The sequence below is a fragment of the Kitasatospora sp. MBT66 genome (genome assembly GCF_000710405.2).
GTDB lineage: Bacteria > Actinomycetota > Actinomycetes > Streptomycetales > Streptomycetaceae > Kitasatospora > Kitasatospora purpeofusca.
On the sequence record NZ_JAIY01000013.1, the window covers coordinates 197,678 to 218,300 of the forward strand.

Genomic DNA, 20,623 nt, shown 5'->3' on the forward strand with positions numbered 1-20,623 from the left:
TGCCGGCCGGAGCGCGCGGCCGCAGGAGCCCCAGGGCCCGTTCAGTACCCGCCCGCCGGACCCCGGTGCGGCATCAGGCCGCCGCGGTAGGAGATGGCCACCGCCTGGGCGCGGTCCCGGGCGTCGATCTTCGCCAGGATCCGCTTCATATGGGTCTTCACCGTCGACTCGGCGAGCACCAGCAGCGCCGCGATCTCCTGGTTGGAACGCCCCTCGGCGGCCAGCCGCAGGACCTCCCGCTCCCGCGCCGTCAGCTGAGCGAGCCGGGTGTCCTCCGGCTCCGGCGGGGGGCGTTCGACGCCCCGGCCGACCACCTGGGCGACCAGGTCCCGGGTGACCGCCGGGTCCAGCACGGACTCGCCCCCGGCCAGCGTGTGCACCGCGTCGACGAGCCGTTCGGCCGAGGCTCGCTTCAGCAGGAAGCCGGCCGCCCCGGCACGCAGCGCGCCCCACACGTAGTCGTCGTGGTGGAAGGTGGTCAGCACCAGCACCCGGGTGGGCAGGCCGGCGGCGACGATCCGCCGGGTCGCCTCCACCCCGTCGACCCCGGGCATCCGGACGTCCATCAGCACCACGTCCGGCAGCAGCGCGCGGCAGAGGCCGACTGCGGCCAGCCCGTCGGCGGCCTGGCCGACCACCTCGATCCGGTCGTCCGTCTCCAGCACCAGCGAGACCCCGGCCCGCAGCAGCGCGTCGTCGTCCGCGACCACGACCCGCACCTTCTTGACGCCGGGTCCGCCCGGTCCGTCGGCGGCCGTCACGGGACCGGCAGTTCGGCGCGCAGCCGGAACCCGCCCGGTCGGGCGGACCCATCGGAGCCGATCGGCCCGTGCTCCACCCGGCCGCCGAGCATCGACACCCGCTCGGCCACGCCCAGCAGCCCCCGGCCGGGCGTGTACCCGGCCGGGGCGCCCCGCCCGTCGTCGCACACCTCGACGGCGAGCCGCCCGCCGGCGCAGCGGACGGTGACCTCGACGGTCCGGGGGCCCGAGTGCTTGACGGTGTTGGTGAGCGCCTCCTGGACGATCCGGTAGGCCGACACGTCCAGACTGCGCGGCACCCGCCGGGCCGCCGGGTCGATCCGCACCCGCACCCTCGGCCCTGCTCGGCCGAGCCGCCCGGCCAGCCGCTCCAGGTCGGCGAGGCCCGGCTGCGGGGCCGCCCCCTCGCCGTCGTCGCCGTACTCGCCGTACTCGCCGTCGCGCCGCAGCAGGCCGAGCACCCGGTCGAGGTCGTCGAGCGCGTCCCGTCCGGTGTGCTCCATCCCGGAGAGCAGCTCCCGGGTGCGTTCGGGGTCGCGGTCGAGCAGCCTGCGGGCGGCCCCGGCCTGGACCAGCACCACGTTGAGGGTGTGCCCGACGGAGTCGTGCAGCTCGCGGGCCAGCCGGGCGCGCTCCTCGGTGACCACCTCGCGGCGCAGCCGCCGGCGGGCGGCCTCCCGTTCCTCGGTCCGCCGCGCGGTGCCGTAGCCGAACGCCCAGCCGAGCAGCCACAGGAAGAGCACCCCGGCCGGGATCACCGGATAGTCGTGCCCGAGGTCGGCGAAGTAGGCGGCCATCCCGAGCAGGGCGGCGAACGGCCCGAACCAGGCCCGCCGCCGGGGCGCGTACAGGCCGAGCGAGTACAGGCCGACCAGGTCGGCGTACGGGGAGACCGGGCTCGGCAGCACGAACAGCGCCTCCACCGACAGCGCGGCCGCGCCGACCAGGTAGCCGGCCAGCGGCCTGGTCCGGCGGACCGCCAGTGGGGCGGCCACCGCCGCGCTCAGGGCCAGCGCCACGAGCAGGCCGCCGTGCAACTCGTCGGCCGCGCCGGTCCGTTCGACGGCCATCAGCAGTAGGAACCCGCCGGCCAGGACGAGGTCCCAGTGCCCGCCCGGCACCGCCCGGACCGCCCGCAGGCTCCGCGCCACCCGGGCTCCGGCCGACCAGGACCCGGGCCCGTCGGGAGCAGGGGGAGCAGAGGGGGCAGAGAGGACCGAGGGGGCCGAGGGGACCGGTGCGGTCCGGATCGCCCGGGTGCGGGGCGGCGGGCTCATGGCGGCTCCGGTTCGGGGGAATCGGGGGAATCGGGGGATTCGCGGGGAGTGGCCGCCGCGCGGTGGTGCGGGCGCCGGGCCGTACGGTAACGGCGGCCGTCGGCCCCGCGCATCGCCCTGGTGGGGTATTCGGGACCCGCCCGACCGGGGGTGGAAGCCCGCCCGCCACCCCCGCCCGGGGTGCCCGGCCGCCCGCGAGGGGCAGGCCGGCGGACCCCGGCGGGCGGACGCGGCCGGGCGGGCCCGGTCCGTAGCGTCCGGGCCATGAACGCTCCGGACCCCCGCGTCCCGACCGCCGCCGCCCCCGACACCGCCGCCGCTCCGAACACCGCCGCCGTGCCGAACACCGGCTCCGCCCGCCGGGCGGGCTGGTGGACGGTCACCGCGCTCGCCTTCCTCACGGCCCTGTTCACCGCCCGCTACCTGACCCTCGACCCGGAGGTCTTCCTCGACCAGCAGCGCGCCGTCTACCTGGCCCACCGGGGCTCGCTCGTGCTGCACGTGGGCGGCGGCGTGCTGGCGATCCTGCTCGGCCCGTGGCAGTTCCTGCCCCGGCTGCGCGCCCGCCGCCCCGGACTGCACCGGCTGACCGGCCGGCTCTACCTGCTCGCCGTCCTGGCCGCCGGCACCGGCGGCCTGCTGATGGCGCCCAGGGGCCTGGTCGGCCCGGTCGCGCCGATCGGCTTCACCGGGCTGGCCGTCCTGCTGCTGCTCTCCTCGGCCCTGGCCTGGCGGGCCGGCCGGCGCCGCGACATCCTCCGGCACCGCGCCTGGGCGATCCGTTCCTTCGCGCTGATCATGGCCGCCGCGACGCTGCGGATCTGGCTGCCGGTGATGGACCTCGCGGGCGTCCCGTTCGAACAGGCCTACGCGACCGCCGCCTGGACCTGCTGGCTGATCAACCTGGTGGTGGCCGAGCACCTGATAGCCCGACTCCCGGGACTGCCCCCGCCCGCCCGCACCGGCCGCGTTCCGGCGGCACCGCCGGCCGGGTGACCCGATTCCGGGGCGGGCGCGCTGACGACCTATCATCCAGCAATGACCACCGCAGAGTTGATCCGGATCGTGTCCCGCTCCTCGCCGATGGCGCTCGCCCAGGTCGAGCGGGTCAGGGCCGAACTCGCCGCCCTGCACCCGGGGGTGCGCACCGAGGTGGTCCCGGTGACCACCTCCGGCGACCGCTGGATGGGCGACCTGGCCCGGCTCGGCGGCAAGGGCGCGTTCACCAAGGAGGTGGACGCCGCGCTGCTCGCCGGTGAGGCGGACCTCGCGGTCCACTGCCTCAAGGACGTGCCGGCCGACCGCCCGCTGCCGGCCGGCACCGTGTTCGCGGCCCACCTGCGCCGCGACGACATCCGGGACGCGCTGGTCCACCCCGGCGGACTGACCCTGGACGAGCTGCCGCCCGGCACCCGGATCGGCACCTCCTCGGTCCGCCGGCGGGCCCAGCTCTCGGCCTCCCACCCGCACCTGGAGTACGTGCCGATCCGCGGCAACGCCAACAGCCGGCTGGCCAAGCTGGCGGCGGGGGAGGCGGACGCCCTGCTGCTCGCCCTCTCCGGACTGGAGCGGATCGGCGAGACCGCGCGGATCAGCGAGGTGCTGCCGGTCGAGGTGATGTGCCCGCCGATCGGCGCCGGGATCCTCGCCCTGCAGTGCCGCGCCGACGACGCCGCCACCATCGACGCCGTGTCCGGCCTCGGCGACCACGCGACCTGGCGCGAGGCGAGCGCCGAGCGGATGTTCCTGCACGTGCTCCAGGGCCACTGCAACTCGCCGATCGCCGGCTGGGCCAAGGCCGAGGAGGACGGTCGCCTCTCGCTGCGCGGCCGGGTCTTCACCCCGGACGGCAAGCAGGTCCTGGACGCCCACGAGTGGGCGGGCTCGCTGAGCCCGGAGGACCTCGGCACCGCGACCGCCCTGGCCCTCAAGCGGCAGGGCGCCTCCGAGCTGATCGCCGCGATCCCGCACTGACGCGGTGGCCCGGTCCCCCGGCTCCGGCCGAGGGGTGCGCGGGAACGCCGAAGGCCCCCTCGCTGCTGCGAGGGGGCCTTCGACCGTCTGTGCGCCGCCAGGGACTCGAACCCCGGACCCGCTGATTAAGAGTCAGCTGCTCTAACCAACTGAGCTAGCGGCGCCTGCTGACGGGAGAAACATTACCTGGTCAGCGGCGGAAACACACAATCGGTCCGGACCGCACCCCTCCGGCGGTCCGGACCGCCGTGCCGGGTCAGGGGACGAGGACGACCTTCCCCCGGACGTGCCCGGTGCCCACCAGCCGGTGGGCGTCGGCCACCCGCTCCAGCGGGAAGGTCCGGGCGATCTCCAGCCGCAGCCCGCCCGCCTCCCAGAGCCCGACCAGCTCGGCCAGCCGGGCCGCCGTCCGCTCGCCCCTGATGCCGACGGCGCCCAGCCGCGCGGCCACCGGGTAGTCGACCACGGTGCCGATCCTGGACCGGTCGGCGACCAGCTCGACGGAGGCCTCCAGCGCCCCGCGCCCGGCCAGGTCGAAGGCCGCGTCCACCCCCTGCGGCGCCACCGCCCCGACCCGCTCGACCAGCCCCTCGCCGTAGCCGACCGGGATCGCGCCGAGCGTCCGCAGATACTCGTGGTTGCGCTCGCTCGCGGTGCCGACCACCGTGGCGCCCCAGGCCCGGGCCAGCTGGACGGCGACCGTGCCGACCCCGCCCGCGGCGCCGTGGACGAGCACGGTGTCGCCCTCGCCGACCTTCAGTACGGTGAGCCCGACGTGCGCGGTCTGCCCCGAGGCCGACAGCGCCCCGGCGTGCTCCCACGGCATCCCGGCCGGCTTGCGCACCAGCCGCTCCGCGTCGGCGACGACCAGTTCGGCGGCGCAGCCGAGCACCCGGAAGCCCAGCACCTCGTCGCCGACCGCCCAGCCGTCCACGCCGGGGCCGAGGGTGTCGACCACCCCGGCGAACTCGTTGCCCGGGGTCAGCCCGGGGACGAGCTCGACGCCGTACGGCGCCCGGCCCTCCCGGATCGCCAGGTCCACCGGCTGCACCCCGGCGGCGTAGACCCGGATCCGGACCTGGCCCGGGCCGGGGGTGGGGTCGGGCACGGCGGTCACCCGCAGCTCCTCGGGGCCGCCGAACCGGGGGACGGTCACTGCCTTCATGCCGGGCGCTCCTGTCACGTGCTGTCGGGTCGTGCCGGGTGCCGCGGCCTGTCGGTCCGAACCGCGAGGCTCCGATCATCGAATCTGAAGCGCGCTTGAGGTCAACCCCGCTCCGGCGTGTCGCCCGAGTTGAGATCATTGTCAGATTTATCCTCGACGGCGGCCCGGGCCATGTCCGGGTCCGTACTCCGGTACGCATCCGCGTCCGCAGTCCGGCTCGCATCCGCGTTCGACCATCCGCCCGCCGTCGAGAGGACCTCCCCGTGGGCCAGCTGCCCCTGCTCTTCCTGGTGCTGCTCGCCTCCGTGGTGACCATGCCGCTGGCCCGCCGGACCGGGGTGCCGCAGCCGGTCCTGATGACCCTGCTCGGCATCGCCATGGCGCTGATCCCGCAGATCCCGGACATCGCGATCGAACCCGAGCTGATCCTGCCGCTGGTCCTGCCACCGCTGATCTTCGCCGTCGCCCGGCGCTCCTCGGTCCGCTACTTCAAGGCCAACATCCGCTCCATCCTGCTGCTCGCCGTAGCCCTGGTCGTGGTCACCACCGTGGCCGTCGCCGGCACCGTGCACTGGCTGCTGCCCGGCCTGCCGATCGCCGCCGCCATCGCCGTCGGCGCCCTGGTCTCCCCGCCCGACCCGGTCGCCGCCGTCGCGGTGGCCGGCAGCGTCGGACTGCCCCGCCGGCTGGTCGCCATCCTGGAGAGCGAGGGCCTGTTCAACGACGTCACTGCGATCGTCGTCTACTCGCTCGCCATCGACGCCGTGGTCGGCGGCGACTTCTCCGGCGGCGGCGCCGTGCTGCGCTTCGTGCTCTCCGCCGTGCTCGCGGTCGTCATCGGCGTCGCCCTCGGCTGGGCCAACACCAAGCTCGCCAACTACCTGGAGGATCCCACCCAGCAGGTCGCGCTCAACCTGCTGGTGCCGTTCGCCGCCTACAGCCTGGCCGAGGAGATCCACGGCTCCGGCGTGCTCGCCGTGGTCGTCTGCGGCCTCTACCTCGCCGAACGGGCCGCCGACGCCGACGCCGTCGCCTACCGGCTGGTCGGCAACGCCTTCTGGGAGATCGTCGAGATCCTCATCACCGGCGTCGCCTTCGGCCTGATCGGCCTCGAACTCGCCACCGTCCTCAAGGAGGCCGGCTCCGGCTGGACCGGCATGCTCGGCGACGCCGCCGTGGTGATCGCCGTCGTGGTGGCGGTCCGGCTGCTCTGGCTGCTCCCGGCCGGCTGGCTCTCCCGGCGGCTGCGGGCCGACTCCGAGGAGGACACCCCGATCAGCTGGCAGGAGAGCGTGGTGCTCTGGTGGTCCGGGATGCGCGGGGTCGCCACCGTCGCCCTGGCCCTCGCGATCCCGCTCACCGTCGACACCGGCGAGCCCTTCCCGGAACGCGGCCGACTGGTCTTCATCGCCTTCAGCGTGGTGCTCTTCACCCTGCTGGTCCAGGGCCTCACCCTGCCCTGGATGGCCAAGCGGCTGCACCTCGACATCGACCACGACCGGCACGAGCAGGAGGTCCGGCTGCTGTGGTGGCGGGCAGCCAAGGCCGGACTGCGCCGGCTCGGCGAACTGGAGGAGGCCGACAAGCTGCCCGCCGAGGTCGCCGACCGCCTGCGGGACCGTCAGCACGACCGGCTGGCCCGGCTCTGCCCCGAGAACTACGCCGAGGAGGAGGCCAGCGAGGCCAAGCTGCGGCTCGCCCAGTGGCGCGCGGCGCACAGCGTCGAACAGGAGATGATCGCCGCCTCCCGGCGCGAGATGCTGGTCGCCCGCGCCGAGCCCGGCGCCGACCCGGAACTCGTCGACCGGGTGCTGCGCGGCCTCGACCTGCGGTCCGAACGGAAGTGACGGCCCGTCCGTCCGGGCGACCCCGCGGCGGGTCGGACGGACGGACCGTGACGGCCGGACGGACACCCCGCGAAGCCCGCCCGAACAGCCGGAACCCCGACCGGCCGCCGACGAACGGAATGTGCGCCGGGGCCCCCGGCGTTGCATAGGCTGACCCCGGGCAAGGCCGTCAACGGAGTCGGCGCACCCCCCAGGACCCGCACGGCCGCGCGACACCCTCCCGCCCGGTCCTGCCGGTATCTGCACCCGAGGAAACGAGGAGCCACCGATGTCGGAGACCCGCGCCGACGCCCGTACCCCCCTGGACCGCACCCCGGAGTGGGCCGCCCTCGCCAAGCACCGGGAGGAGTTCGGCGACACGCACCTGCGCGAGCTGTTCGCCGCCGACCCGGAGCGCGGCCGCCGCTACACCCTCCAGGTCGGCGACCTGCACGTCGACTACGCCAAGCAGCTCGTCACCGACGAGACCCTGGCGCTGCTGCGCGAACTGGCCGGGGCCACCGGCGTCGCCGCCCTGCGGGACGCGATGTTCCGCGGCGACCGGATCAACACCACCGAGGACCGGGCCGTCCTGCACACCGCGCTGCGCGCCCCGCGCGACGCCGTGATCGAGGTCGACGGCGAGAACGTCGTCCCCGCCGTGCACGCGGTGCTGGACCGGATGGCCGCCTTCTCCGAGCAGGTCCGCGGCGGCGAGTGGCGCGGCCACACCGGCAAGCGGATCCGCGCCGTCGTCAACATCGGCATCGGCGGCTCCGATCTCGGCCCCGCGATGGCCCACGAGGTGCTGCGCTCCTTCGGCCGGCGCGACCTCGACGTCCGCTTCGTCTCCAACGTGGACGGCGCCGACCTGCACGAGGCCGTCCGCGACCTGGACGCCGCCGAGACGCTGTTCGTCGTCGCGTCCAAGACCTTCACCACCATCGAGACCATCACCAACGCGGTCTCGGCCCGGAACTGGCTGCTCGCCGAGCTGGGCGCCGGCACCGAGGCGGTCGCCAAGCACTTCGTCGCGCTCTCCACCAACGCCGAGGGCGTCGCGGACTTCGGCATCGACACCGCGAACATGTTCGAGTTCTGGGACTGGGTCGGCGGCCGCTACTCCTACGACTCGGCGATCGGCCTCTCGCTGATGATCGCCATCGGCCCGGACGCGTTCCGGGAGATGCTCGACGGCTTCCACCTGGTCGACGAGCACTTCCGCACCGCCCCGCCGGAGGAGAACGTCCCGCTGCTGCTCGGCCTGCTCGGGGTCTGGTACGGCGCCTTCTTCGACGCCCAGGCGCACGCGGTGCTGCCGTACTCGCACTACCTGTCGAAGTTCACCGCCTACCTCCAGCAGCTGGACATGGAGTCCAACGGCAAGTCGGTGGACCGCGACGGCAAGCCGGTGAGCTGGCAGACCGGCCCGGTGGTCTGGGGCACCCCCGGCACCAACGGCCAGCACGCCTACTACCAGCTGCTGCACCAGGGCACCAAGGTGATCCCGGCGGACTTCATCGGCTTCGCCGAGCCGGTCGCCGACCTGCTGCCCGGCCTGGTCGCCCAGCACGACCTGCTGCTCGCCAACTTCTTCGCCCAGACCCAGGCGCTGGCCTTCGGCCGGACGCCGGAGGAGGTCGCCGCCGAGGGCGTGCCGGCCGAGCTGGTCCCGCACAAGACCTTCCGGGGCAACCACCCGACCACCACCGTGCTGGCCGGCGCCCTGACCCCCTCGGTGCTCGGCCAGCTGGTCGCCCTCTACGAGCACAAGGTGTTCGTGCAGGGCGCGATCTGGAACATCGACTCCTTCGACCAGTGGGGCGTCGAGCTGGGCAAGGTGCTCGCCAAGCGGATCGAGCCGGTGCTGCTGACCGGTGAGGGCACGGAGCAGCTGGACAGCTCCACCGCCGCGCTGGTGGCCCGCTACCGGGAGCTGCGCGGCCGCTGAGGCCCGCCCGCTCCGGTGTCCGGACTCCTCCGGGCCGTCGTCCGCTCCGGCGGGCGGCGGCCCGGCCGCTTTTCGGCGGCGCCGAGGGTGCTGGAAACGCCTGAAGGCCCCCCGCTCGCGCGAGGGGCCTTCAGGTTGTCTGTGCGCCGCCAGGGACTCGAACCCCGGACCCGCTGATTAAGAGTCAGCTGCTCTAACCAACTGAGCTAGCGGCGCCTGCTGACAGAGAGGACTCTAGCAGCGGGGCGCGGTCCGGCCAAAATCGAATACCCGCACCTCCCGGGCGGCCGTCCGGGCCCGGGGCCGGACGGCCGGCTAGAGCGCGCCGACCGGCTCGCGGGCCGCCCGGACGCAGGCCCAGAGGACGACGGAGGCGCCCGGCAGCCACGGCTCCCGGCTCTCCGGGGCGACGATCCACCGCCCGGAGCCCAGTCCGGGCGAGTCCGGGCTGTTCACCATCCGCTGCACCGGCGGCACGGTCACCGTGTCGCCCTTGCCGTGGCAGAGCAGCGGCGGCACGTCCCGGGCCCACTCCTCCCAGGCCAGCAGCCGGCGCAGCCGGGGGGCCGCCCCGGGCTGCACGAACAGCAGGGTCCGCCCCCGGAAGACCGCCACCGGCCCGCAGCCGGGACCGGAGGCCCACAGCTCGTCCAGCACCCGGCGGCCGAACAGCGACGGCATGCTGATCACGTCGAAGGCCCGGCCGCAGGGCAGTACCGAGGGCGCCCACGGCCGGGACTCCCAGAGGGCGCGCATGCTGCGGGGGTACTCGCTGGCGGAGGCGAGCCAGGCCTCCCCGGCCACGGTCACGTACTCCACCGACTGATAGGTCCAGATGTCCACGGACAGCAGCCTGGGGTGTCCGGGCCATGACCGGGAGGGAAACTCCGGTTCGCCGGACAGCGGGGCGGGCACGGGCGTACCCTTCCGCTTCCTCCGGCATATGCCAGAGGCGCCGGACGCCGGTTGCGGCGGTCCGGGGGCGGACGGCGGCCCGGGCCGGAAGGCTGCCCGCGCCGGGGTCAGTCCTCGTGCCGCCGGGGCTGGAGCAGGCCGCGGCCGTACTCGATCATCTTGGCCGCGTAGTCCGGGGTCCAGTCCGCCCGGGCCGCGATCTCGGTCTCGGGCAGCGCGTCGAAACGGCGCGGATCGGCCAGCTGCGCGGCCGCGACCGCCTGGAAGTCGGTCGCCCGCTCCGCGGCCGCCCGGAAGGCCAGGGCCAGCTCGGTGGAGCGGCGCAGCAGCTCGGCCGGGTCGTCGATCGACTCCAGGTCGAAGAAGCGCTCCGGCTCCGGTTCGTCGGCCTGCGGCTCGAACAGCAGCTGTACCGGACGCTGCCGCCGGCCGGGCGCCGCACCGGCGCCCGCACCGGGACCGGCCGCCGCGGCGGGGCCGCTCGGGTCGGACGCCTGCGCCTGGGGGTCGGGCATGGACGGACACCTCCGGGTGCTCGATGGGGGGCGGGCGACAGCTGCTCGGGCGCCGCCCGGTCGTGGCCGCCGTCCATTGTCTCGCGCCGGCGGCCGGTAACGGAACGGTGCGCGTCCGGGCGCTATTCCCGGCGGACGCGCCGGGGGCGTGCGTCCGCCGGGCACCCGCCGTCCGCCGACCGCGTCCCGACCGCGTCCCCCGCCGTGCGTCCGCGGGGCCCGGGCGCTGCTCCCGGGCGCTGTTCCCGGCGGCGCCGGGCGGGCCGGGCCGCCCGGCCTCAGGAGCGGCCCAGCCGCACCCGGTGCCCGGACAGGTGGTGCAGCACCCGGTGATTGGCCTCCCAGCCGTCGGGGAAGGCGACCGGGACACCCAACTGCACCGGTTCGGTGGCCGGATGCTCGTCCAGCAGCTCCGCGATCCCGGCCCGGGCCACCACGATGCAGGCGTGCCGGTGCCGGGAGGCGAGCACGCACAGCCGGCCGGTCTCCAGGTGGAACGCGGTCGCGTCCGGCCGCCCGGAGAGCGGGTGCAGCACCACCGTGACGTCGTACTCCCGGCCCTGCAGCCGGTTCGCGGTGTCCACCGTCACCGCCGGGCCGGCCGCCCCGTCCACCGGCACCCCGACCTTGGTCAGTGCCGCCCGGACCGCCGCCGCCTGGTCCCGGTGGGCCGTGCCGACCGCGACCCGGTCCGCCGTGAGCGGGGTCGACCCCTGCTCGGAGTGGGCGGTCAGCCCCCGGTCCAGCAGCCGCCGCACGGTCGCCGCCACCGCCGCGACCGCCTGCGGATCGGTCCGCACGGTGTGCCGGGCGGGCAGCTCCAGCAGGGCCCAGCCGTGCTCGGCCGCCCGGTCGATCGCCGCGTCCAGGGCCGAACCGTCCGGCCGCACCGCCGCGGTCAGCTGCCGGTCCCCGGGCCCGGTGCCCGAGCGGAACGGTGTGAACGGGTAGAACGCCCCGGAGATCAGCGGCGCCGCGCTGGCCGGAAGTCGCCAGGACACCGGCAGCCGGTGCGGCCGGATCTGCGGGTTGTGCGCGAGCAGGGTGACCACCGCGCTGCCCGAGGGGTCGTAGGACAGGCCCGCCCACTGCTCGGTGCCGACCACGGTGAACGGGTCCAGCTGGCCCGGGTCGCCGACGAACAGCGCCCGCTCGAACAGCCGGGCCACCGCCAGCAGCGCGTCCGAGCGCATCTGGTACGCCTCGTCGACGATCGCGTGCCGCCACGGCTGCTCGGTCCGCACCCACTGCCACTTGGCCGAGGTGGAGATCACCACGTCCAGCTCGGCGAGCTCGGCGACCTTGTCCGAGGGCGTCACATTGGCGTGGCGCAGCACCTCGGGGCCCGGGCGGGCGTCCGCCGCGTGCAGCCGGCCGATCGTCAGATCGGGGGCCTTGGCGGCCAGCCGGTCGACCAGGTCGTCCACCTGGCCGTTGGTCTGGGCGACGATCATCAGCCGCTCGCCGGCGGCCACCAGCTCCCGGGCGGCGCGCACCACCAGGGTCGACTTGCCGGCCCCGGGCGGCGAGTCCACCACGACCCCGCGCGGCGCGCCGACGGCCGGGCGCACGGTCGCCTCCAGGATCCGGGCCACCGCCGCGTCGGCCGCCGCCCCGGGCGTCGGGTCGGCGGGCGGGTCGGCGACCGGGCCGCCGGGGTCGCCGGTCGGGGAGGTCTGCTCGGTGCTGCTCATCGGCCGGATCACTCCCAGTCCTCGGCGGTGCCGGTGCCGGTGTCGGTACGGGCGTCGGTGTCGGTACGGGCGTCGGTACGGGTGTCCGTGCCGGGGCCGGTACCGGTCACGGCCGGCAGCACGGTGACGACGGCCCCGGGCGGGCCGCCGTGCGTCCACGGGGTGTCGTCCGGATCGGGCAGCGGCGCCGCCTGCCGGACCGTCAGCTCGAACAGGGTGAAGGTCACCCGCTCGCCCGGCTCGGGCAGGCTCCCCGGCTCGGGCTCCTTCTTGCGCCCCATGCCGGACAGCACCCGCACGGTGACGGTGCCCTCCTCCGGGTCGACGGCGGCGATCACCGCCTTCTGCGCCGCCGGCGCCGGTCCGGCCTCGGGCCCGGGCGCCGCCCGGACCCGGTGCACCTCCCGGCCCGGGTCGGCGTGCGGCCGGTCACCGGTGCGCACCGTCACCAGCGGGCGCGGCTTGGGGGAGCGGCCGGTGGTGTCGTAGTCCGGCACCACCTCGGTCACCACTCCGCTGAACGCCTCGCCGGAGAGCCGGTGCTCGGCCATCGCCAGCGGGTCGTCCAGCGCCTCCTGGACGTCCAGCCTGGTCTGCTCGCGCTCGCGCTGGGCGAGCTTGCGGGCGGCCGTCACGGCGTCGTCGACCCGGGGCTGCGGCGGCTCCCCGGCCGCCAGCCGGTCCCGGTGGCCGGTGTACGACCAGCGGTCGCCGGTCCAGCGCTCGGCCAGGTGGCCGGCCGGGGGCAGCGCCCGCAGCAGGTCCAGGCCGTGCCAGACGTCGTGCCAGGCCGGCAGCAGTTCCGCGCGCAGCACGGCGCGCAGCCGGTCGACGGAGACCCGGACGGCCTGCCGGGCCGCCGCGACGTCTCCGCCGCCGGGCCCCTCGGCCTCGCGCAGGGCCGCCGCGGCCGCGTCGTAGCGGGCGATGGCCGGGGCGAGCACCTTGGTGTCGAACACCGGGTCGGTGGTCGGGCCGGCCGGCGGTCGGACCAGCCGGCCCTCGGCGTTGCGCTCGGTCTCGGCCCGCTCGGCCGCCTCCGCGCCGGTCTGCCCCTCCGGCGGGGCGTGCCAGGCCAGCAGCGCGGCCAGGTGCTGGTCCTCCAGGTGGCTCTGGCCGGTGGCCCAGTGCCGGGCGAGCAGCCCGGTCATCGGCAGCAGCAGGCTGGACCCGGGCACGGCCGAGCGCTCGGCCAGGTGGGTCAGCCAGCGGCCGAGCAGCGGCACCCGGGCCGGGGCCGGGAACGGGCCCGGGTCCTCGTCCTCGGCGGTGCGGCGGAACCGGGTCGAGCGGCCGAGCAGCGCCAGGTGGCGCACGCCCCCGGTGTTGGGCACCACCAGTTGCGGCGCGTCCGCGCACAGCTCGCGGACCACCGGGGACTTCGCACCCGTCTCCGGGTCCTTCTCGGAGCCCTCGACCAGTTCGACCTCGTCGCCGAAGGACTCCAGGTAGGGCAGCAGGTCGGCGGCCATATCGGCCAGGAACTCGGAGCGCAGCGTGCGGTTGAGCGGCTGCGGCACGATGTGCAGCACCGGCGCGTCCCGGTCGGTGCCGAGCAGTACGGCCAGCGGGGCGCCGTCCTCACCGGCGGAGGTGAGCGGGACGAGCACCATCGGGCGCTCCGACAGGTGCCGGTGGCGGACGGTGGCCAGCGGCTCGGCGCGGCCGCCGCGGACGGCCTCCAGCCGGGCCAGGGTGGTCAGCAGGCTCATCGCCCGCCCTCCGGGCCGGCCGGGTGGGGGCGGCCGAGCGCCTCGGCGCGCAGGGCGGCGGCGTAGGCCAGCCGGGCGGCGGCCTCGTCGGCGCCGCTGCCGTCGCCGTCGTCGTCCTCGCTGTCCTCGCCGCTGCCGATGCCGTCGCTGTCGCCGCTGTCGCCGACGGGGCCGGTGCGGGCCACCGCCAGGGCCTCGCCCACCGTGCGGATGCTGCCCAGCTCGCCCCGGACGCCCCGGCCGAGCTGCTCGACCCGGTCCCCGCAGCGGGCCTGCGCCCGGCAGTGGAAGCCGAGTTCGCAGGTCGACAGGCAGTCCGGGCTGTACGCGGCCGGCACCGTCCCGACCGTCTTCTCCAACTCCTCGGTGGAGCGGACGGGGGCGCCGTCCGCGTCGGGGGAGAGGTCGAAGTCCGCCCCCGGCGGCAGCACCGCCAGCAGCCGTTCGATGCCGGTCATCCGGCTCAGTTGGCGGCGGGTGGTCGCCAGCTCGCGGCGGACGTCCACCGGCACGGCGGTCGGCCGGCTGCCGAAGTCCTCCGGGCAGACCAGCAGCACCGTCGTCCGGGGACTGCCCGGCAACCGCTGCTCGGCGTACGGGTCCGGGTCCACCGCCCGCCCGGCCAGCGCCGCCGCGGCCTCCTGGAGCGCCAGCACGTAGACCGCCGCCTGGCGGGCGGCGGCGCCCACCTTGCCCGGGTCCGCGGTGCCGTCCAGCACCGGGAAGGACTTGATCTCGACCACCGTGCAGCGGCCGCCGTGCACCACGACGGCGTCCGGCTCCAGGTAGGCGGTGGAACCGGCCACGTCCAGCCGCAGCAGCGGATGGTCCAGCAGCGTCCAGGCGTGCTCCTCGGCGGCCGCCTCCGCGAGCGCCGCCGCCGTCCGGTCGGCCCGCACGGCCGGACCGGAGGAACGCAGCAGGTCCGGCACGAGCAGCGGGCCGTCCTCACCGGCCGGCCCGAGCCGGCTGCGCAGCGGCTCCAGCAGGGCCGCGTAGCCGTTCTCCTTCAGCCGGGCCTCGAACACGACGCCGCGCGCCAGCGCGAGCGGCGAGCGGCCGAAGGGGGCGGGGCGGCCGAGACGGGCGGCCAGCGCCGTCTTGTCCACCCCGGCGGCGTCCAGCACGGCGCGGCGGTGGCACCCCGGATTGGCGGCCAGGGCGGCGAGGGCACGGGCGTTCAGACTGCGCTGCGGCGCCGGTCCGCGCAGCTCGGCGAGCCGCTGGGCGAGCGGCTCCGCCGGCCCGCGGAGCGGGGCGTTCGTCGAGACGTTCATGGTGCGGCCCAGTGTCGCATCCGGCTCCGACAATCCGGCCGTAACCGGCCGTTGGCGACGAACGGGCGGGGAACGGGCGGCCGCCCGGCCCGGCGGCGGGCCGGGCGGCGCGGGAGCCGGAGGTCGGGACCGCGGGCGCTCCGCGGGTGGGGGAGGCCGGGATCGTGGGCGCTCGGCAGGTGGGGGAGGCCGGGATCGTGGGCGCTCGGCAGGTGGGGGATCATGGAGGCCGGTGCTCGATGGCGAGGCCGACGTCGACACCCGCCCCGATCGCGAGGAGCCTGCCATGCCCGCCCGAATCCTGCTGGTCCGCCACGGTGAGACCGAGTGGTCGGCGACCGGCCGCCACACCGGCCGCACCGACATCCCGCTGACCGAGGAGGGCCGCGCGATGGCCAGGGCGCTCGGCGTCCGCCTCGCCGCGGCGCCCTGGAACGGCCTGCCCGACGCCCTCGTGTACACCAGCCCGCTCGACCGCGCCAAGGAGACCTGCGCGCTGGCCGGCCTCGGCGACCGGGCCGTCGAACGCCCCGAGCTCATGGAGTGGGACTACGGCCAGTACGAGGGCCGCACCGGCGCCGACATCCGCGCCGCCGACCACCCCGGCTGGCTGATCTGGCGCGACGGCGTCCCCGGCGGCGAGAAGCTCGCCGACGTCGCCGCCCGGGTCGACGCCCTGCTCGCCGACCTCAACACCGAGCACGGCGTGCCGGAGGCGGACACCACCGTCATGCACTGCGCCGACCGCGACGTGGTGCTCTTCGCCCACGGCCACCTGCTGCGCATCCTGACCGCCCGCTGGCTGGGCCTGCCGCCCGAGTTCGCCCAGCGGTTCAAGCTCGGCACGGCCGCGCTCTGCATCCTCTCCTGGGAGTACGGCGCCCCGGCGGTCGAGCTCTGGAACGACCAGGGCCACCTGGAGACCCTCACCCACAAGGCCTGACCCCGGCACCGGCCCGGGCCGTCCGTCGTCCCTGTCCCGCGGGGCGGCGGGCGGCCGACGGCGGGCGGGCTCAGGCGGCCGCCGTCGCCGCGCCGTACGCGGCCAGGAAGCGCCCGACCTCCGGCACCCGCCGGTGCTGCCGCAGCCGCTGCGCGGTGTCCGCGAGCATCGAGCGGATCCGCGCCGAGCGCACGTCGCCGAACAGCGCCACGGCGGCCGAGCCGTGCTCGGCCGCGCCCGCCAGATCGCCGCGGCCGAGCCGGTCGTGGGCGAGCTCGGCGGTGTACAGCACCCGGTTGCGGACGAAGTGCGGCTTCTGCAGCGCTATGGCCAGTCCGGCGCGCTCGCTGGCCCGCTCCCAGTCCCCGAGGGCGGACCAGCACTGGGCCTGCAGCCCGGCGAGTTCGGCCTCGCCGAAGAACGACATCCACTCCGGGTCGGTGTCGGACGGGCCCCGGTCGAAGTGCCGGCAGGCCCGGGCGACCGCCCGCTCGCAGGCGGCGCGGTCCTGCAGCAGTGCCCAGCCGCCGGCCTCACGCATCGCGAGCAGGGCGAGCAGCCGGTCCGAGTCGAGCTCCCGGGCGGCGGACTGCCCGGCCTGGGCCGCGCGCAGCGCCTCCCGGGGGCGGCCGGCGTCGCGGGCGAGGAAGGCGCTGTTGCAGAAGACGTGCGCCTCCAGCGCGGCGTCCCCGGCCATCCGCGCGGTGGCCAGCGCCTCGGCGTAGTACGAGCGGGCGTCCGGGAGCCGGTTCGAGTCGTGGGCCAACCAGCCGACCGAGACGGCCAGTTCGCCGGCGCCGGCCTGGAGCCTGCGCTCGGTCTCGGTGGAGTACTCGCACGCGTCGAGCAGGACGTAGGCGGCCCGCAGCGAGCGGCCCGCCTGCTCGAACAGCGCGTCGGCGCCGTGCGCGTCGTCGGCCAACCGGATCTCCCGGACGGCCTGTTCGACGCCCAGCACCTCGGCCGCGCCGACCTTGCGGGGCGGCGGGACGGCCCGGGGCCGGCCGGGCACGAAGCCGTCGCCGGGCGCGAGGCCGTCACCGGGGCCGGGGCGGGGGCCCGGTCCCGGGCGGGTGCCCGCCGTGCGGGGGGCATCGGCCGCGGCGGCCGGGGCGGGCCGGTCGATGCCGATCACGGTGGCCAGCGCGGCAGGGCCGCCGGCCAGGAACGTACGGCGACGCACGTCGTCGTTCTCCTCGTCGGGATGGTGCGGTGCGGCGGACCCCCGGGGCGCCGTCGCGGACCTCGGTGCCGGGGGCCCCTCCGGTGGGGGCGGTTCCGCGTACGGCCAGGCAGCGTACGGGAGTTGGGTGGAGAGCGGAGAGCGGGGGGCGGGCAGCGGCGGGAACGGGGGGTGGAGGAGCGGTGGTGGTCCGGCGTCCGGTCCGGTGTGCGGGTCCGGGTCCGGGCGTTGTCCGGGGAACCGCCCGGGGATGTGCCCGGCGGCGGCGCCGGGCCGGACCCCCTCGCCCTCGACCTCGCTCCCCGTACCGCCGTCCGTCGAGCGGCGCCGGACGGCGGTACGGGGGGCGAAGCCCAGTTCGGTGAGCGACCGTTCCGGCCACATGTGCCGGAACACCCGCTCGTACGCGTAGTTGGGGCAGCGGATCTCGCCGGACTCGACCCGCCCGATGTACCGGGCGTCGCACGAGACGTGCTCGCCGATCTCCCGGGCCGCCCGGCGCACCGTCATGGCGAACTCGCCCGGCGAGCGGTCGCCGCGCAGGGCGCGCATCACGGCGTTGGGCGACGGGCGGTTCGGCTCGGCCGGTGGGGTGGCTGCCATGGTGCGCTCCGTGGTGGTGCGGGGTGGTGGTGCCTGGTCGGGCGGCGGTGGGGCGGTGGGGCGCCCGGCCACGAATGGGTCCGCTGGGGCGTGTCCTGCGGCCCGACGGACCGCCGGGCGAGGCACGACAGTACCCGGAGTCACCGGTCGGCCACAGTGCGTTGGGGGATGATGTGCCACCAATACCGGGCAAACCGGGCGTAGTTGCCGGGATCCGCCATGAAATGCCATGCCTTGCTGTAAGGCGCCCCGTGGCCTCGGGGGCCTGCCCGGCGTTGTCCTGTTACGTGGAAGCCCCGTCCGCCGTCCCTGCCGCACCCCCCGGCGGCAGCCCCAGCGGCACCCCCCACGCCGGGCGGCGCGGCTTCCACCCCGACGAGGTGACAGGAGGGCCGATGCCGGCCACTGGAGTACCGCAGTACCGCCGCCTGGTCGCCGGAGGGATGCCGGCCGCCGCCGCCCCCGCGCTGCTGCCCGAGTCCGCCGACGACCGCGGCCCCGCCCGCCCGCCGTCCGGCGGCGGCCCCTCCCGCCGCCCTCCCGCCGACCGGGACCGCGCCCCGGTCGCCACCCACGACACCGTGACCGTCGCCCTGCGGCACGGCCTGGAGGCGGTCGACATCCTGCGCCTGCGGCGGGCCTGCGGCGCCGTCCTGCAGAGCCGCAACGGCGCCACCGTCTCCTTCCTCGTCCCGGCCGGCACCTCGGCGACCTGGCACCTGCCCGGCAGCTCCTGTACCGCCGGCGCCCAGCTGCCGCCCGCCACCGACCCGCGCTGGGTGATGCCCCCGGCCGGCGCCGACTGCACCGCCCGCCCCACCGACGCCTGGGTCCTCCGCTCAGCGCTCTGCGAGGCCGCCTGCACCCTCACTGCGGGCGGCCTCGGCCCGTTCTGAGGCCGCCGCCGCCGGTCCCTGGGGGCGCCGTCGCCCGTTCCGGGGCCGCTGTCGCCCGGGTCGGGGCCGCCGCCGCCCGGGCCGGGCCGCCGGACCTCTCCGAGCTGCGGCGATAATGGCCGGTATGGGACGAAGCAACCGAGCCGGCCGCACCACGGACCGGGGCCGCGCCGCCGCCGCGGACGACCCGGCCGCCACCGGCCCCGGGGGCCGCACCCACGCGCAGGGGCCGCTCACCCGCGCCGTCGACTCCGGCCTCGCCGAACTCCGCCCCGACCGCGACCGCCCCGCCGCCTGGTCGCTGCTGGTCGACGGCGCGCCGCAGTCGCTGGTCGACCTGGCCGAACCGACCCATCTGGGCTTCGAGTACCAGCGCCGGCTCGGCCACCTGGTCGACCTGGTCGCCCCGCCCGGCCGTCCGCTCACCGTGCTCCACCTCGGCGGCGGCGCCCTCACCCTGGCCCGCTACGTCGCCGCCACCCGCCCGCGCTCGCGCCAGCAGGTCGCCGAGATCGACACCGCGCTCACCGACCTGGTCCGCACCGAACTCCCGCTGGAGCGCGGCTGGCAGGTCAAGGTGCGCGGCGCCGACGCCCGCGCCGTGCTGGAGCGCACCCCCGAGGGCGGCGTGGACCTGGTGATCGCCGACGTCTTCTCCGGCGCCCGGGTGCCCGCGCACTGCACCACCGTCGAGTTCACCGCGCTGGCCGCGCGCGCCCTGGCCCCCGGCGGCTGGTACGCCGCCAACATCGCCGACGGCGCGACGCTGGCGTTCGCCCGCTCCCAGGTGGCCACCCTGGGCGCCGTCTTCCCCGAACTCTGCCTGGTCGCCGACCCCGCGGTGCTGCGCGGCAAGCGGTTCGGCAATCTGATCCTGGCCGCCGCGCACACCCCGCTCCCGCTGGCCGACCTCACCCGCCGGGTGGCCTCCGACGCGGCCCTCGGCCGGGTCGAACACGGCCGCGCCCTGGCCGACTTCGCGGCCGGCGCGGCCCCGGTGACCGATGCCGCCGCCGCGCCGTCCCCGGCCCCGCCCCCGGGCGTCTTCCGGTAGTCGCGGCGGACCCTGGTCGAACGGGCCTTCGCCGCAAGCCCGTTCGGTCGGTCCGGTGGCCGATTCGCCTGGTGCGCCGTCGTCCTGACGCCCAATTGGAAGTCGTGCGGCCGGGCCGCCGAGAATGGGACCGGCGCGGCGCGGAACCGGTCGCGCCGACCCGACCAGGAAGGGCGCACACGTCATGCCGATCCGACCGGCCCGGCCCAGCGAGGCGGCGGCACTCAGTGCCCTGGCCCTGCGATCCAAGGCCCATCTCGGCTACGACGCCGCCTTCATGGCGGCCTGCCGGGCCGAACTCACCCTGGATCCGGACCGCATCGAGGCCGACCGCACGACCGTCGCCGAGGACGGCGGCCGGGTGCTGGGCTTCGTCACCCTCACCGGGGCGCCGCCGGAGGGCGAGATGGACATGCTCTTCGTCGAGCCGGACGCCGTCGGCCGGGGGATCGGCCGCCGCCTGGTGGAGCACCTGTGCGCGGAGGCCGCCGCCCAGGGCTTCACCCGGATCGTGGTCGAGTCCGACCCGCACGCCGAGCCGTTCTACCTGGCCGTGGGCGCCGTCCGGACCGGCACCGTCGCGTCCGGGTCCATTCCCGGCCGGGAACTGCCGGTGCTCACCCTGCACTTGACCGGGACGGCCCCCGGCCGCTGACCGGCGCGGGTGGCGTTCTCCCCGTCCCGCCGAGCGCGCTCAGTGCCCCTTCGGCAGGCCCCGGTGCTTGTACATCGCGGCCCCGGTCAGGGCCAGCCCGGCCGCGATCGGGGCGAGGACGGCGGTCGCGGTGCCCGCGGCGTCGTGCGCGACGGTGACCACGGCCGTCGTGGCCGCGGGCCGGGCGGTCGCCGGGGCCGCGACCGCCGCCGCCGGGGTGTC

At 76.5% G+C, this 20,623-nt stretch carries 18 protein-coding genes and 2 tRNA genes; 8 read left to right on the forward strand and 12 right to left on the reverse strand.

Going from position 1 to position 20,623, the window contains the following annotated elements:
• Positions 1–41: 41 nt before the first annotated feature.
• Both BI06_RS34355 and BI06_RS34360 read right to left on the reverse strand, forming a co-directional pair.
• Positions 42–761 (reverse strand): response regulator transcription factor, encoded by a 720-nt coding sequence (locus BI06_RS34355; RefSeq protein ID WP_051742562.1) that lies wholly within the window; start codon positions 759–761, stop codon positions 42–44.
• The gene (locus tag BI06_RS34360) at positions 758–1,912 is read right to left on the reverse strand and encodes a sensor histidine kinase (protein WP_051742563.1); all 1,155 of its coding nucleotides are present in this window, start codon (positions 1,910–1,912) and stop codon (positions 758–760) included. Before BI06_RS34360 ends, BI06_RS34355 begins: the two co-directional genes overlap by 4 nt.
• Positions 1,913–2,302: 390 nt before the next feature.
• On the opposite strand from BI06_RS34360, the gene BI06_RS34365 reads away from it, so the two are divergent.
• Complete coding sequence (locus BI06_RS34365) at positions 2,303–3,034, forward strand: DUF2306 domain-containing protein (protein ID WP_051742564.1); 732 nt, start codon at positions 2,303–2,305, stop codon at positions 3,032–3,034.
• A 42-nt stretch (positions 3,035–3,076) separates the two neighbouring features.
• Positions 3,077–4,012 carry a hydroxymethylbilane synthase gene (gene hemC, locus BI06_RS34370; RefSeq protein ID WP_030394148.1) on the forward strand — a complete coding sequence of 312 codons (936 nt, stop codon included), beginning with the start codon at positions 3,077–3,079 and terminating at the stop codon, positions 4,010–4,012.
• A 90-nt stretch (positions 4,013–4,102) separates the two neighbouring features.
• Here the strand turns inward: hemC and BI06_RS34375 are convergent.
• Positions 4,103–4,176, reverse strand: a tRNA-Lys gene (locus BI06_RS34375).
• Between the two features lie 92 nt (positions 4,177–4,268).
• A complete protein-coding gene (locus BI06_RS34380) occupies positions 4,269–5,177 on the reverse strand; it encodes an NADP-dependent oxidoreductase (protein WP_043474845.1) in 909 nt (302 codons plus the stop codon).
• A gap of 263 nt (positions 5,178–5,440) precedes the next feature.
• Between BI06_RS34380 and BI06_RS34385 the strand changes: the two genes are divergently transcribed.
• Both BI06_RS34385 and pgi read left to right on the forward strand, forming a co-directional pair.
• Positions 5,441–7,024, forward strand: a complete 1,584-nt coding sequence (locus BI06_RS34385) for a Na+/H+ antiporter (protein WP_030394146.1) — start codon at positions 5,441–5,443, stop codon at positions 7,022–7,024.
• A gap of 268 nt (positions 7,025–7,292) precedes the next feature.
• A complete protein-coding gene (gene pgi / locus BI06_RS34390) occupies positions 7,293–8,954 on the forward strand; it encodes a glucose-6-phosphate isomerase (RefSeq protein WP_030394145.1) in 1,662 nt (553 codons plus the stop codon).
• Positions 8,955–9,096: 142 nt separating this feature from the next.
• Here pgi and BI06_RS34395 read toward each other — a convergent pair.
• From BI06_RS34395 to BI06_RS34420, 6 genes are all read right to left on the reverse strand, one after another.
• Positions 9,097–9,170, reverse strand: a tRNA-Lys gene (locus BI06_RS34395).
• A 99-nt stretch (positions 9,171–9,269) separates the two neighbouring features.
• Positions 9,270–9,797 carry a bifunctional DNA primase/polymerase gene (locus BI06_RS34400; protein WP_051742565.1) on the reverse strand — a complete coding sequence of 176 codons (528 nt, stop codon included), beginning with the start codon at positions 9,795–9,797 and terminating at the stop codon, positions 9,270–9,272.
• A 179-nt stretch (positions 9,798–9,976) separates the two neighbouring features.
• Positions 9,977–10,384, reverse strand: coding sequence for a hypothetical protein (locus tag BI06_RS34405; RefSeq protein WP_030394143.1), 408 nt, complete (start codon positions 10,382–10,384; stop codon positions 9,977–9,979).
• Between the two features lie 278 nt (positions 10,385–10,662).
• On the reverse strand, positions 10,663–12,078 hold the full coding sequence (locus tag BI06_RS34410) for an AAA family ATPase (protein WP_030394142.1): 1,416 nt from the start codon (positions 12,076–12,078) through the stop codon (positions 10,663–10,665).
• An 8-nt stretch (positions 12,079–12,086) separates the two neighbouring features.
• Positions 12,087–13,790: a hypothetical protein gene (locus tag BI06_RS34415; protein ID WP_063795081.1), complete on the reverse strand. Its 1,704-nt coding sequence runs from the start codon at positions 13,788–13,790 to the stop codon at positions 12,087–12,089.
• Positions 13,787–15,067, reverse strand: coding sequence for a hypothetical protein (locus BI06_RS34420; protein ID WP_051742566.1), 1,281 nt, complete (start codon positions 15,065–15,067; stop codon positions 13,787–13,789). The genes BI06_RS34415 and BI06_RS34420 overlap by 4 nt, the downstream gene beginning before the upstream one ends.
• 286 nt (positions 15,068–15,353) lie before the next feature.
• Between BI06_RS34420 and BI06_RS34425 the strand changes: the two genes are divergently transcribed.
• A complete protein-coding gene (locus BI06_RS34425) occupies positions 15,354–16,010 on the forward strand; it encodes a histidine phosphatase family protein (protein WP_030394139.1) in 657 nt (218 codons plus the stop codon).
• 70 nt (positions 16,011–16,080) lie between these two features.
• On the opposite strand, the gene BI06_RS54105 is transcribed toward BI06_RS34425, so the two are convergent.
• On the reverse strand, positions 16,081–17,796 hold the full coding sequence (locus BI06_RS54105) for a hypothetical protein (protein WP_043474847.1): 1,716 nt from the start codon (positions 17,794–17,796) through the stop codon (positions 16,081–16,083).
• Positions 17,797–18,191: 395 nt separating this feature from the next.
• Here BI06_RS54105 and BI06_RS54110 point away from each other — a divergent pair, with 395 nt between their 5' ends.
• The 3 genes from BI06_RS54110 to BI06_RS34445 all read left to right on the forward strand — a co-directional run bounded on the left by BI06_RS54110 (position 18,192) and on the right by BI06_RS34445 (position 20,401).
• Positions 18,192–18,692 carry a hypothetical protein gene (locus BI06_RS54110; RefSeq protein WP_233290404.1) on the forward strand — a complete coding sequence of 167 codons (501 nt, stop codon included), beginning with the start codon at positions 18,192–18,194 and terminating at the stop codon, positions 18,690–18,692.
• A 124-nt stretch (positions 18,693–18,816) separates the two neighbouring features.
• The gene (locus tag BI06_RS34440) at positions 18,817–19,746 is read left to right on the forward strand and encodes a spermidine synthase (protein ID WP_043474848.1); all 930 of its coding nucleotides are present in this window, start codon (positions 18,817–18,819) and stop codon (positions 19,744–19,746) included.
• A gap of 184 nt (positions 19,747–19,930) precedes the next feature.
• Positions 19,931–20,401: a GNAT family N-acetyltransferase gene (locus tag BI06_RS34445; protein WP_030394135.1), complete on the forward strand. Its 471-nt coding sequence runs from the start codon at positions 19,931–19,933 to the stop codon at positions 20,399–20,401.
• Positions 20,402–20,440: 39 nt separating this feature from the next.
• Here the strand turns inward: BI06_RS34445 and BI06_RS51560 are convergent.
• Positions 20,441–20,623 (reverse strand): hypothetical protein (locus BI06_RS51560; RefSeq protein WP_043474849.1); only part of this gene is annotated, 183 nt, incomplete at its 5' end.

Excerpts from the sequence above, each read along its gene's own strand:
- BI06_RS34425 (WP_030394139.1), top strand. The coding sequence starts at position 15,354 with ATGCCCGCCCGAATCCTGCTGGTCCGCCACGGTGAGACCGAGTGGTCG.
- BI06_RS54110 (WP_233290404.1), top strand. The coding sequence starts at position 18,192 with ATGCCGGCCACTGGAGTACCGCAGTACCGCCGCCTGGTCGCCGGAGGG.
- BI06_RS54105 (WP_043474847.1), bottom strand. The coding sequence starts at position 17,796 with ATGGCAGCCACCCCACCGGCCGAGCCGAACCGCCCGTCGCCCAACGCC.
- BI06_RS34415 (WP_063795081.1), bottom strand. The coding sequence starts at position 13,790 with ATGAGCCTGCTGACCACCCTGGCCCGGCTGGAGGCCGTCCGCGGCGGC.
- BI06_RS34380 (WP_043474845.1), bottom strand. The coding sequence starts at position 5,177 with ATGAAGGCAGTGACCGTCCCCCGGTTCGGCGGCCCCGAGGAGCTGCGG.
- pgi (WP_030394145.1), top strand. The coding sequence starts at position 7,293 with ATGTCGGAGACCCGCGCCGACGCCCGTACCCCCCTGGACCGCACCCCG.
- hemC (WP_030394148.1), top strand. The coding sequence starts at position 3,077 with ATGACCACCGCAGAGTTGATCCGGATCGTGTCCCGCTCCTCGCCGATG.
- BI06_RS34420 (WP_051742566.1), bottom strand. The coding sequence starts at position 15,067 with ATGAACGTCTCGACGAACGCCCCGCTCCGCGGGCCGGCGGAGCCGCTC.
- BI06_RS34440 (WP_043474848.1), top strand. The coding sequence starts at position 18,817 with ATGGGACGAAGCAACCGAGCCGGCCGCACCACGGACCGGGGCCGCGCC.
- BI06_RS34365 (WP_051742564.1), top strand. The coding sequence starts at position 2,303 with ATGAACGCTCCGGACCCCCGCGTCCCGACCGCCGCCGCCCCCGACACC.
- BI06_RS34405 (WP_030394143.1), bottom strand. The coding sequence starts at position 10,384 with ATGCCCGACCCCCAGGCGCAGGCGTCCGACCCGAGCGGCCCCGCCGCG.
- BI06_RS34410 (WP_030394142.1), bottom strand. The coding sequence starts at position 12,078 with ATGAGCAGCACCGAGCAGACCTCCCCGACCGGCGACCCCGGCGGCCCG.
- BI06_RS34445 (WP_030394135.1), top strand. The coding sequence starts at position 19,931 with ATGCCGATCCGACCGGCCCGGCCCAGCGAGGCGGCGGCACTCAGTGCC.